At 33.2% G+C, this 13,371-nt stretch carries 12 protein-coding genes; all 12 read right to left on the reverse strand.

From position 1 onward, the window contains the following. Positions 1 to 19 precede the first annotated feature (19 nt). On the reverse strand, positions 20 to 1,297 hold the full coding sequence (locus D1818_RS11370) for an efflux RND transporter periplasmic adaptor subunit (RefSeq protein WP_118459063.1): 1,278 nt from the start codon (positions 1,295 to 1,297) through the stop codon (positions 20 to 22). 77 nt (positions 1,298 to 1,374) lie between these two features. After that, positions 1,375 to 2,820 (reverse strand): TolC family protein, encoded by a 1,446-nt coding sequence (locus tag D1818_RS11375; protein WP_118459065.1) that lies wholly within the window; start codon positions 2,818 to 2,820, stop codon positions 1,375 to 1,377. A 190-nt stretch (positions 2,821 to 3,010) separates the two neighbouring features. Next, positions 3,011 to 4,135: an efflux RND transporter periplasmic adaptor subunit gene (locus D1818_RS11380; protein WP_118459067.1), complete on the reverse strand. Its 1,125-nt coding sequence runs from the start codon at positions 4,133 to 4,135 to the stop codon at positions 3,011 to 3,013. A 31-nt stretch (positions 4,136 to 4,166) separates the two neighbouring features. Further along, on the reverse strand, positions 4,167 to 5,429 hold the full coding sequence (locus D1818_RS11385) for an ABC transporter permease (RefSeq protein ID WP_118459069.1): 1,263 nt from the start codon (positions 5,427 to 5,429) through the stop codon (positions 4,167 to 4,169). A gap of 16 nt (positions 5,430 to 5,445) precedes the next feature. Continuing rightward, a complete protein-coding gene (locus tag D1818_RS11390) occupies positions 5,446 to 6,675 on the reverse strand; it encodes an ABC transporter permease (RefSeq protein WP_118459071.1) in 1,230 nt (409 codons plus the stop codon). After that, entirely contained in the window at positions 6,668 to 7,369 is a 702-nt protein-coding gene (locus D1818_RS11395) for an ABC transporter ATP-binding protein (protein WP_118459073.1), read from the reverse strand. Before D1818_RS11395 ends, D1818_RS11390 begins: the two co-directional genes overlap by 8 nt. A gap of 219 nt (positions 7,370 to 7,588) precedes the next feature. Beyond that, on the reverse strand, positions 7,589 to 10,516 hold the full coding sequence (locus tag D1818_RS11400) for a VIT domain-containing protein (RefSeq protein WP_158596875.1): 2,928 nt from the start codon (positions 10,514 to 10,516) through the stop codon (positions 7,589 to 7,591). An 80-nt stretch (positions 10,517 to 10,596) separates the two neighbouring features. After that, positions 10,597 to 10,779 carry a hypothetical protein gene (locus tag D1818_RS11405; RefSeq protein ID WP_370449363.1) on the reverse strand — a complete coding sequence of 61 codons (183 nt, stop codon included), beginning with the start codon at positions 10,777 to 10,779 and terminating at the stop codon, positions 10,597 to 10,599. Between the two features lie 103 nt (positions 10,780 to 10,882). Beyond that, complete coding sequence (locus D1818_RS11410) at positions 10,883 to 11,428, reverse strand: DUF420 domain-containing protein (RefSeq protein ID WP_118459077.1); 546 nt, start codon at positions 11,426 to 11,428, stop codon at positions 10,883 to 10,885. Then, the gene (locus D1818_RS11415) at positions 11,421 to 12,155 is read right to left on the reverse strand and encodes an SCO family protein (protein WP_118459079.1); all 735 of its coding nucleotides are present in this window, start codon (positions 12,153 to 12,155) and stop codon (positions 11,421 to 11,423) included. Before D1818_RS11415 ends, D1818_RS11410 begins: the two co-directional genes overlap by 8 nt. Before the next feature lie 3 nt (positions 12,156 to 12,158). Continuing rightward, positions 12,159 to 12,812 (reverse strand): hypothetical protein, encoded by a 654-nt coding sequence (locus D1818_RS11420; protein WP_118459082.1) that lies wholly within the window; start codon positions 12,810 to 12,812, stop codon positions 12,159 to 12,161. Between the two features lie 197 nt (positions 12,813 to 13,009). Continuing rightward, positions 13,010 to 13,366: a cytochrome C oxidase subunit IV family protein gene (locus D1818_RS11425; protein ID WP_118459084.1), complete on the reverse strand. Its 357-nt coding sequence runs from the start codon at positions 13,364 to 13,366 to the stop codon at positions 13,010 to 13,012. Positions 13,367 to 13,371 lie beyond the last annotated feature (5 nt).

The following is a 13,371-nucleotide window of genomic DNA, read 5'->3' on the forward strand; positions in this document are numbered from 1 at the left end:
ATACCCTTAATTATCCTAATTACTCTTCAGTCTTTTTTTCCTTTTTTGAAGTAACCTTATCGCCTGTCTTTAATGTTTTGGTAACTACATTATACGGCCCTGTAATAACTTCTTCTCCTTCTTTTAAACCTTCAGTAATTTCGATATTACTATCGTCCTGAATACCCGTTTTAATAACTCTTAATTTAGCAGCTCCACCATCTTTCACAAAAACACACTCAAACTTTTCGTCTGACTCTTTCAGTTTTTCCTTTGTATAAGATCTTTTAACTTTACTAGAAGTATCGCTCTTAATCACAATAGCACTAATTGGAACTCCAATAATGCTTTCTCTTTTATTTGTAATGACATCAACGGTAGCAGTCATACCTGGTCTAAAAGGTGAATAGCTCTCTGGTTTATCTTTTACTAAATCTTGATATGATTCTTCCAGGATGCGAACTTTTACCTTAAAATTAGTTACCTGATCCGCACTTAGTGTACTTTCTGCAGAGTTAGCTATTTCGGTAACTAAGCCTTTAAATTGTTTTTTGAGATAAGCATCGACCTCGACAATTGTAGAATCTCCCAAAGAAATCTTGACAATATCGTTCTCATTTACATCTACCTCAACCTCCATATTGCTTAAGTTAGCCACTCTTACGATTTCGGTACCTGCCATCTGCTGCGTACCCACTACTCGCTCTCCCAACTCTACGGACAATTTAGAAATTGTTCCGTTCATTGGGGCATAGATTGTTGTTCTATTAAGGTTATCTTTTGCTTCATTTACAGTAGCTTGAGCACTTTTTACACTATAGAATGCAGATTGCTTCGCAGCTTCTGCCACCTCATACCCTGAAACCGATCCATCCCATTCTGCTTTAGAAATCACTCCTTTATCAAATAACTCCTTATTACGATCATAGCTTAATTTTGCTTCCTTTAAACTTGCTTCTGCTTGTCTTAATCCTGCTCTTACATTTTCTAACGCAGCTTGAGATCTATTTAATCCAGACTGAATAATATCTGGGTTGATTCTAACTAAAAGATCACCCTTCTTTACTTGTTGCCCTTCTTTAATAGGTAAGTCAATTATCTCTCCAGAAACTTCAGAAGAAAGCTTAACCTCAACCTCAGGCTGAATCTTCCCTGTAGCAGAAACAGTTTCTATAATATCTAGTTTTTCAATTTTAGATATCTCTACTTCTTTTAGGTTTCCATCTTTACCTAACCATCCAGCTTTTTTACCAAAAACTAGTCCAATAACTAAAATTACAACAATGATTAAAATGATTAGTAAAGTTTTTCTACTCATGACTTACATTAAAAAGTTAATTTGATTGGATGAAATTACAACCTTTTGGTTAACAGCCCAAACACACTGATATTTATTTATAGTTTTATATCTGCTAGTTTAATTCCGAAAAAAAGTTCTAACACTTTAATTTTAAAAATATAATCAAATTTAGCTTGTACTTCATTACTCTGCGCATTTTCTAATCTAAATTTAGATTGACTAAAATCAAATGCATTCGTTCTTCCTACGTCATATCGATCTTTAGCATATTCATATGCTCTTTCTTGAGCTTTTACCGCTACTAAAGATGCTTCATAAGCTTCTGCAGATCCTTTAGCATCTACATATGCTTGATATACATTACTATCTAAGTCTAACTCCGCTTGCTCTAATTGAAAAGCTGTACGTTTTACGTTGATTTTATTTCTTTTAACAGCGTTTCTTGTAGAAAAGCCATTGAAGATAGGAACATTTAGTGATAAACCATAAGATATTCCATCATTGGTATACAATTGCTCTATAAAAGGAGTTGGTCCTGCCTCTTGCAACACAGGATTTGGTATAAGAGAAAAAACGGTATCTCCTGTACCTTCTACTGTTCCAATTGGATCGAAAGGAGTAACCGGGTCAATTCCTATAACATCAAATGTATTCGTTCCTACTTCTCTTGTTCCATAATTAAATGATCCACTAAGTGTAGGATAATAAGCTCCTTTAGCAATTTCCAAATCCTTTTCTGCAATTAACTTATTTTGTTCTGCAATTTGAACTTCATATCGAGCTTCTCTAGCACTAGATCTGATTTCCTCTATAGATTTATTTAATATAGAACTTTCTGGAACTAAATACTCTTGTTCTGCGATGTCAAACTTTTCATAATCTTTAATTAACAGTGTTTGTGCCAATCCAACTCGTGCAATTAAAACTGCATTTTCGGCCTGAACGATACGTGTTAATTCATCAGCAGAAGTAGCTTCTATTTCCAAAAGATCTCCTTGTGGTAATACACCAGCATCCACAAGATCCTTAGTTCTTTTTAGCTGCTCCAAAGTAATATCGTGTTGCTTTTCTATTACTTTTAATGATTCTTTGTTTAGCAAAACTTGTAAATAACTATTCGCGATAAAAAGTGCAATGTCATCTTTGGACTTGCCCAAATTATACTGGTTCAATAATCGATTAATCTTAGCTCTTTGTAATTGCTTTAAATTTCTTAATCCATCAAACAAGGTTATACCTACACCAACACCATAGCTAGAGTTTCTAAATGTTGCGGTTCTATTTGTTCCTGTAATTGGATCTGGGCTCAACCCAGAACTCCAAGTATTTCCTGCATTTGCATTAAAACTTGGCAATAATGCTCCAATCGCATCACTTTTATCAATCTCTGCAGCTTCTAAATTAAGAGCAGATTGTTTAATCGTTATGTTATTCTCCAAAGCATATTCTACACACTCCCTTAATGTCCACTTTTTATCTTGTGCCTGGGTACTTAGTATCCCAAAGAGGACACAGCAAATAATCGAAATTTTAACTTTCATCCGTTTTTCTTTATTTTAAGAGGTCAGATGGAAACTAACCAAAAAACAATAAAATGCTTTATAGTTCATTTCACAACACCTATTTGTATACTATTGATCGTTGTTGTTACACTTATTTATGAAAAAAATCCCTTTTTATAAAATACCTATACTGAAATCAAAAATAAGTATTATAATTTTCAGTGCTTTTTTAGTTTTCACTTCCTTCTGGTTCTATTTTAATTGGCTCAGTTTTATTCCAAACTTTAATCTCATCATCTTCTGTTAAGCCCGATACTATTTCTACATTAATCCCATCAGATAGACCTATCTCTATTTCTCTTCTTTCAAATTCCTGATCTCCTGTTTTGATCTCTACATATGGCTCTTCTGTTTTTCTATCAAATTGTAATAATGCTTCTTTAATTGCTAAAATATCTTCTTTAACGTCTAATACAATAGAAGCGTTAGCACTATAACCTGCTCTTACAAAATACTCGTCATCTAAAAACACTTCTCCTTCAATCTTAAATTGAACTGCACCTTGTTCTTCGTTACCCTTAGGCGCAATGAATTTAAGTTTTGCATCAAATTCTTTATCCCTAATTGCACCAAGGCTTACTTTTAGAGGCATATCAATTTTTAACTTGCTTACTTCTGCTTCATCCACTTTACCTTCAAAAATCATTTTGTTTAGATCTGCAATAGTAGCGATAGAAGTTCCTGCATTAAAATTATTACTTTCTATTACCTGATCACCTTCTTTTACGGGTATTTCTAGAATCGTTCCTGACACCGTAGCTCTAATATTTGTATTTGCCGAAGAAGATCCTCCTGCGGATCCTAACCTTATAATCTGAAGATCACTTTGCGCATTAGAAACATCCTGCTTAGCTCTATTGTAATTAAGCTCGATTGCATTAAAATCCTGACTAGAAATTACTCCTTTTTCGAAAAGGGCTTTATTTCTATCATATTCCGTTTTAGAATTATTCAATACAATCTGTGCATTTTTAACTCGTCCTCTAGCGCTATTTAATGATTGTTCATTAGGCACAACTTTTACTTTAGCAATTAAATCACCTGTTTTTATAGGCTCTCCTTCTTCCACAAATATTTTTTCGATGATTCCTGATATTTGAGGTTTGATTTCTACCTCATCTTCCGGAATCACTTTTCCTGTAGCCACAGTTTTCTCTTCTATTGAGGTTTTAAAAGCTTTTTCTGTAGTAAATACTATAGGCGATTTACTATTGGAATCTATAAGATACTTACCAGAAAAACCTAGTAAGGCTATAAAAACTACAACTAATAAAATTTTAAAAAACTTCTTCATTTTGATCGATTAGGTTATTTTGATTGTTATTTTATTCTTCTCTTAATGCTTCAATTGGTTTTATACTTACTGCTTTTTGCGCAGGAATTAGACCGATTATTGTTCCTAAAAGAACTATAGACAGTAATGCCCCGACCACAGCAAAGAAATCTACCGTAGGATTTAATATGGGGACATCATCACTATTACCAATAGCACTATTTACTCCCCAAAGGACAATAGTTCCAAAAACAAAACCTATAAGACCTGCTATAAAAGTTAACATAATGGACTCTAACATTATTTGCCCTCGTATTTCTGCTGGAGTTGCTCCCAATGCTCTTCTTACTCCAATCTCTCGTGTGCGCTCTTTAACAGTTATTAATAAAACGTTACCAATAGCAATCACACCTGCTATAAGTGTAGCTATACCAACAATGTAGGTTATCAATCGCATTCCAGACAAAAATCCATTTACTTTTGCTACTTCTTCTCCTAAATTAAAACTCCCAAATGCCTGATCATCATCCGGGTGCACGTCATGCATTCGCTTAAGTGCAGTTTTTATTTTGGCTTCTGTATTCACTATATTCTTATCAGGTTTAGCGGTTATTACCATCCAAGAAATATTTCTTCCTTGATTAAAAATACTTTGGAATGTAGTGAAAGGAAGAAAAATAGAGTCATCCCCTTCAAATCCTTGTTGGGTAGGTTTATAAACACCAATTACCTTAAAATATATACCGTTAATTTTCACAAAATCACCAATAGCTTCTTCTTCTTTATCATAAAACTGCTTATAGATATCCTCTCCAATCACACAAACTTTACGTTCATATTTAATATCTTCTTCATTGATAAACCTACCGCCATCAAATATTTTTTTCTTTGACACCTTATCTATAGTTGGGTAATCTCCGAATACCTTAAATGCTCCAGACTTTGACCCTCTAACAAATTGACCAGGAGGTGTCCCCCATTGCCCTGTAACATTACGTGGTGCAATATATTCTATGTCGTTTACTTGTGACTCTAAAGCTTCTACGTCATCTAAAGTAAGCTGCATGCCTCTCCCTCTTTTAAAGCCATTATTAGGCATACTGGTTTGTTGCCCCCAAAGAAACATAGTGTTCGTCGCAAAATCATTAAACTGACTTCTGAAACTATTATCCAGACCTTTTGCCATTCCTAAAAGAACTACAAACAAAAACACTCCCCACGTTACACCTATAACAGTGATGATCGTTCTGATTTTATTCTTCCGGATTGCTCCATAAATTTCTTGCCAGGTATCTCTTTCGAATATAAATTTCATGTCAAAATTATTTTATTTATTCGTCTCTAAGCGCAATGATCGGTTTGATTTTTGCAGCTCTTCTCGCGGGAATATATCCAGCTAACAGTCCTGAAAGTATTAACGTAATTGTTGCTACCACGATAACACCTGTATCCACTTTTGGGTTAAGAATAAAAAAATCTTCTAAATTATTACCTATTAGTTTCAAAATTAGCATCCCTAAAATCAAACCTAAATATCCAGCTACAGCCGTAATTAAAACTGACTCTTGAAGCACCATTGCTATTATAGATCTAGGAGAAGCACCTAAAGCTTTTCTAATACCCAATTCTTTCGTTCTTTCCTTTATACTGAAGGTCATAATATTTCCAATACCAATCACTCCTGAAATTAATGTTCCTATTCCCACAACAAATATAAGCGCATAGATACCGCCTAAAATCACCATAGTTTCTTTAATATCTTCTGCAAAACTTCGAACTCTTATAGCACTTTGATCATCGGGTGATACATTGAATTTTTTCTTAAAGTCTTCTTCAATTTGCTTAGAAAAAGCAATAGCTTGCTCCGTATCCATCGCCATATTATAGGAGATATTGATCTGATCTAAATCTTCATTATTCCCGAAAAGTAACTGAACTGTTTTATACGGCATATAAAGTATTCGTTCTTCATTATCGCCACCACTATCCTGAAATACTCCAACAATTTTATAAGCTATACCATCTACTTCAAGAGTTTTTCCAAGGGCATTTTCATTTTTAAAAAGATCTTTTTCTATAAGTCTTCCAATAACGATATTTTTAGTCCTTTCTACGATATCTGCTTCATTAAGATATCGCCCTTTCATCATGATCGTTTTTTCGAGATACTGATGATCAGGATGAACCGCTCTTATGCTATAACTCCCCGATTCTTTTTTATATTTAGCTAATCCGTTACGATAAATTCTTGGCGTAGCATATTCCACTTTACCAATATAATTAGAGTTTACAAATTCGAAATCTTCATTTTCAAACTGAATTTTTCTATTTTCCTGGAAACCTTTAAAGGCTTTAGAAGTTCTTCCTCCTCTAATAAAAATTACATTCTGAGCATCATCTACAAAACTGCTAAGAAAACTATTGAGTAGACCATTACCTAACCCTAATAAAATGGTGAAAATTAATATCCCTAATGCAACAGTAAACCCAGATAGAAAAGTTCGTAACTTATTTTTACCTATTGCCTCAAAAATTTCCTGCCACCTATCTCTATCAAACATATTGCGATGCTCTTACTTGTTCTACTGCCTTATCTTCTACAATAACACCATCTTTTAGATGTACGATACGTTTACACATATTAGCAATATCTTCTTCATGAGTTACGACTAATATTGTTTTTCCATCATCATTAATACCTTGAATTATATCCATTACTTCGTAAGAAGTTTTGCTATCCAAAGCTCCTGTTGGTTCATCTGCTAATAACACCTTTGGATCAGCTGCTAATGCACGTGCGATTGCTACTCTTTGCTTTTGTCCTCCAGAAAGTTCACTAGGTAAATGGGTTGCCCATTCTGCTAAGCCAACTTTACCTAAATATTCCAGGGCTTTTTCAGTTCTTTCTTTTCTTTTCTTCCTTTGATAATACAAGGGTAATGCTACATTTTCTAAGGCAGATTTGTAATTAATTAGGTTAAAAGATTGAAAAACGAAGCCTAAGAACTTATTGCGATACTGTGCCGCTTTTGTTTCATTTAGTCCTTTAATAGGAACTTGATCAAGAAAATAACTTCCGGTATCTGCCTCATCTAACATTCCTAAAATATTCAGTAATGTAGATTTACCAGAACCCGAAGATCCCATAATAGCAACTAGCTCTCCTTCTTTAACACTAAAATTAATTCCTTTAAGAACATGAAGGGAATTGCTCCCCATTTGGTAAGATTTATGTAAGTCTTTAATTTCAATCATAATACAAGATTAAGATTTATCAGGTATAACATTACACCTGTTTTCCTTTAACTAAGACTCACTGACTATAAATAACAATAAATTAAGTAGATCAATTTTCTAGTTTCCCTTTCTAGAAAGAATATAGATTGGTTAGTGTCGTCTTATATCATAAGACTTCTCATACTCTAATTTCGTTACACTTTATTATGTTATGAAAATGTTAAAGATTAAGCTGCGCTAAAACTCTAGTTGTCCGATTTGCAATGTCTTTTTTCCATCTTCTAACTGGATAGCAATTCGTTTGGCTATCTGATTCTTTCTACCATAATTGGTATACATCGTTGCATATACAGTAACAGGACCTATGATACTTTGACGAGATTCACTAAAATAATTTACATATATAGTATAAAATCCTCTTGGTGCTTTCTTTAGTGTAAACTCTTCTGGGCCGTATCCTGCAGTAATGTCAGTGCTTATCTTACCTCCTATTTCAGTTCGTTTATTCTGATAGTAACACTTTTCACCTTTAGGATCCATCACCCATAGATCTATATCATTATCATTACTACTCCAATCTACTACAATGCGCACGTCTATAGGCATTTCATAGATAAGCTCTTTATTCACCATAGAAATATCTAAACTCACCTTATGCTGAGAAATCAACATATTTATCTCATTCAATACAATTTCTTTGATGGACTCAAATCGTTCCCATTTTGTTTTTAAGATATGATTGAACAGATCTAGAGCTTTCTGATATTCTTTATTTTGAACATACGCAAGAGCTAAATCCCTATGTGATTGAGGTTCCTCCGGACGAAGTTCCAGTATCTCCTTATACACTTCAATGGCTAACTCATTTTCATTCTCATCCAGCAACCTTCTGGCAACTACCTTAAGAAGTTCTGCGTTTTCCAGATCAAGCTCTAATAGATTAGACAATACTACAACTGCTTGTTTTTTATTTTTATTCTTAAAGAAGAAATCTGCTACTTCGATATAAAAAGAAGGAGTATGCTTATATCCTTCTTTTAACTGATGGTATAATGAAATCGTTTTACCAGGAGAAACGTTTCTTAAACTATCCAGGTACGGAGCTTCTGGTTGCCACGCGAGTAGTTTAATTTTTGGTCCTGAAGTTTTACCAGATCTCCTCCTTTTATTTACGTTAATAGACTCTTCAGTTGCTACATCTTCAACTATCACCTCTTCTACTTCTAAATCATCTTCTACTATATCAGCAAGCACGGGAGGAGTAGGTGGTGCCATTCTTTGATTTGCTCCTTCTAATGTTCTTTGTGTTTCTGACAATTCCGCCATCCTTCTTCGTTCTGCTGCTGACATATTACTATTCGCAGCTGCTCCAGCTCTTATCGCTTTATCAAAATCTCTTTTAGGTGTTATAATCGTTTCATACCAATCTTTTAATATTGATAATTGCTTCACATTCCTTTTTTGTATGTCACGATCATCTTTTGTTTTCTTTTTCTCTTTTTGTTCCAGTAAGCTATAATACTCTTTTTGTAATTCTTTGGGAGGAACTATTTCGTGCGTTACATAATCTTCTATGCGATCCAACACGATAAAAGCAGTATTGCGAGTGACAATCCCATACTCTTTTCCTAAATTAGTTATTGCTTCCTTATTTTTTTGATATTGCATATAAAGCTCTGCAATCTTAAATCGAGCCCAAACTCTTGGGATAATTGCTCGATCTGTATTATTACTACTTACCTTGACCTTTTTACTCCATATGGTTCCTTTTTCGTTTCCAAAATTAACTGTAAACTCTGCATCCTGTCGTAAAGAGATCCCAGCCATTGTAAAACTACTTCTTTCATAAGAATCTGGAGAAACTACGATCTCCGTAAATTCTTCTGGGTCAAAATCGAAAGACATATGCTGGATACTAGAAGTGTTCAATTTACCTAACATCTGATCTATAGATTTTTCGTCGAGCTTCAAGTATTTCCCATTAGTTTTTGAAGCTATATACTTTAAAGTGCTATAATTTGATCCAGGAGAAGAGCTAAACGCATAAATAGGTGTTTTTGGTAATATCATATTCTCGTTTCCTATAGTAGAAATCCCATCCGAAAAGAGTAAAATTTCGTCATAATCTTTAGCAAAATTTAAGTTCTCTAATCTCGTAGCACCATCAGAGGGAATATTTTGCAAATATGAAATTAACACAGAGGCATTATCTGTAATTTTAAATCTCTTATCGCTAGTTTCTCTATAATTAAAAGTATGAACACGAACTTCTTTCTCTCCTTTAAGCTTTTCTAGATACTTCTTTAAAACTCTAAATTCTAGTTCAATGTTTCGTTTTTCTCCAGAAAAAGAGCAATCCCAATAGATTGCGATATTTTTGGGAGATAATTTAGGTTTAGTCTCAAATTCAGGAATCTTAAAACTAGTATAAAAATAATTTTGACCTTTATACATTTCTGTGTAAGCAAACTGATCAGACTTGTTAAAAAACGGAACTCCAAAATCCAATTCTTTTGTAGGCTGATACTCTTCGCGATTGAAGTTCAATTGATAAATTTCAGAAACAATGTCAAAAGTAAATTCTGGATAGTCTTCTGATCTCAATATTGGTTTTTTCTCACTCTTTACCACATTTACTTCCAAAGAAAATGTTCCCACTTCCTCTGTCATACTCATAGGCAATAAATAATGTAACTCATTACCAGTTATTGGAAGTATATGCTCTACAGCAAAGAGTACTCTTTTATATCCCTTTTCTGGAATCGGATATATTCTGGTTTTATAAAAATTACCTTTAGTTTTAGACAAAATCCCAGGGTCTATACTCTTACGAACCACTGCTTCATACACTTGTCTGGCTTTTATCTTTTCAATAACTACGCCTTCCCGAAGATTCCCATTAACATCTAAAGCATACCTACAAACATCTTGTCCTTCATTAAGAGGAAATGAAAAATCTCCTTCCAAAATTTTTTCATAAGGATTATAAAATGTAATATCGAATGTGGTTCTAGAAATATTACCTACTACATCTATCTGAATTAATAATTTATGTATTGGTAAATTGGTTTTTTTATCGTCTTTATGAACAGCAAGAGTAGGAATCTGACCAAAGCCAAACGTAAACACTAACAACCCAATAACTAAAAGTATTTTTTTTATCATATGCAAACCCATTTTTAAAATCGCAATAGGTAAGAAACAAAAAACATACCACTATTAACTGTCTTTTCTCAACCCTAACCTTATTTAGCTTTCTTTTTATTTCTGTACATCACATACCCTATAACACCAATAAGAACGTATGGAACAATCATTAAATATACAATTCCATTATTAATCCCTTTTGCAGTTTGCTGGCCTTCTTCACTTTCTAAAACAGCACGACACATAGCACATTGGGCATCTACTGAAATTGCGAAGAGCAAAAATAAAATTGATATGTAAAGGGTTTTTGTTTTCATTTTAGATTCAGCTTTTATTTTATTATGACCGAAACCGAAGGGCAAGAATAATAAATTAAACGCAACATTAACTATAGTATGGAGCTATCATTAAATACACAACAACACCAGTTATTGCTACATATAACCATAGAGGAAATGTGATTCTGGCAATTTTTCGATGTCTGTCGAAATTTTTTGCTAATGCTCTTACATAAGTTATCAAAACAAATGGAATCACAACAATCGATAATACTATATGTGTAAATAATATAAAATAATATATATATCGAATAACACCTTCTCCTCCAAACTTTGTTGAATCACTGGTCATATGATAAGCGACATACATTACCAAGAATAATACGGAGCACACTATTGCCGTCTTCATTAGCCTTTCATGCAACTTGACCTTCTTATTCTTAATTGCCCAAAATGCTATCATTAGAATAACGGCAGTCAATCCGTTAATACTTGCATAAATTGGAGGCAAAAATGTTAAAGGTTCTACATCAAATCCTAATCTACGAAGGTTTACACCAAATAAAGCAGCTACCGCTACCGGTATAACTATTGATAAAATGATTATCCATTTATTATATTTCTTCTCGACCTCTGATATACTATTACTCATCTTTTTTCAACAATTTTTTGATATCCTCCAATAAGATTGTGACTTGCTCTTCTTCTCCGTTTTCATCCTTTTTTTCTTCAACTCCTATTGTACCTCTATAATATATAATTGGGTTTCCAGAAGCATCATAGCGAGATCTAATATACCCTTCCTGATCTATTAAAGCGAAAAATCCATTGTGCTCAAAACCACCAGGAACTTCAGGATTCTCTGCTGCATAAATATTAAACCCGGCATTAGCCAGATCATATAAGTCTTCTCGATCTCCAGTTAATAAATTCCAATCAGGATCCGTAATCTTATAATTTTCTGTATATTTTTTAAGTATTCGTGGCGAGTCACGTTTTGGATTAATTGTAAAAGAAGCAATTCCAAAATTCTCATAATCCTTAAGCTCATTTTGCAAATACACCATATTACGAGTCATTCTAGGACAAATAGTAGGACAACTTGTAAAGAAAAAGTCAACAACATACACCTTGCCTTTATAATCATGATTCGTGATTAATAAGCTATCTTGATTCAGAAACGCAAATTCAGGAACTTTTCTAGGTTTTCCATTAATTTTTATATAGGATAGTTTTTCATTAGCTACGGGATTGTCAGCACTCATCCTATCGTTTTTCACAATAGAAGTATCCTTAACTCTATTTACAATTTTAGGAATAAAAATGATTCCAAAAATCAATATAACAAATGATATACCTACATATGAATACTTCTTCATGTTCTATTTTTCTTTACGATCTGCTTTGTATTTTTTCAGTGCTAAACGATATTCAGCCAAAATAACCTTTACATCATCTACCATAACGTTATTAAGATCTGCTACCGAACTAGTATCATAGCCATATACCTTTTCTTCATTTTTTTTCAGATTACCATCCCTGCCCCTTAGATTCGCATCTTTATCAATTATAAACGCATAATTAGTAGCTTTTCTTTGATCTAATGAATAAGGAGTTCTTAGGCCTTTAAAAAAACTCTGAATTCCCTCTGGAGTTCCAAAAAGGAATTTCCATCCTGACACATCTGCTATATCATCCAATTCCTCTAAGAGTTCTTTAGCGGCATTTTCACTTCCATATGGTAAAATCATTACGAATTGAAAATCTCGGAACTCATGGTTTTTTTTATAAATCTTTTGATTCAGATTAAAAGCATTCCCTTTTTTATTGTAAATACCTTCTCCAAAAAAACCTAATATTGTGATTTTATCTTTTAAAGTAATCTGTTCTCCTGTTAAGCTTTCGAAGTTGTCGAGATTACCTATAGACTCTTCTAATACAGGAAGTTTAGAAAAATTATCTACTGCTGAAGCGAAAAATAAGTACATCACTATCGGCAGTATAAACAGTACTCCGAGAACTAAAAATTTTTTCATTAAATCGTAGACTTTACTCGATAATAGAGATTTGAATAATGTGAGGCTTTCCTCGAAATCAAAATTACTCTCCAACCAATGCCTTGTGGGCTTCCCACGAAGTGGTTTATTTCATTTGCAAAAATAAAAAAGACGGTTGAAAACAACCGTCTTTTATTATCTTTTATTATGCTTTTAACGTATCCAAAAAAGTAGTATTAGAAGTCCCAGCTTTTATGTCCAGCTTTAAATACTTCATATATATAATCACCTTCTGTTAGCAGTATAAACATTAAGTAGCAGATTAGAAATATTGCTGTCCATACTACTGCTCTTCTTAAACCTTTTGTTTCGCCTTCCATATGCATAAATGCCCAGGTAATTAGATAAGCTTTATATAATGTTAATATGATAAAAAACCAGTTAAGCAATTTCATACTTATAAAGGTAGACATCATAAAATCAGGTTTCCAGATTCCGAATATTACTTCTATAATGGTTACAAGAGATAATATAAAGAATACTTTCCAGATTCTAGACGTATTCGATTCGTGATGTATTGTATCGTGTGCCATGTTAC

It is taken from the genome of Aquimarina sp. BL5 (genome assembly GCF_003443675.1).
Taxonomy (GTDB): Bacteria; Bacteroidota; Bacteroidia; order Flavobacteriales; family Flavobacteriaceae; genus Aquimarina.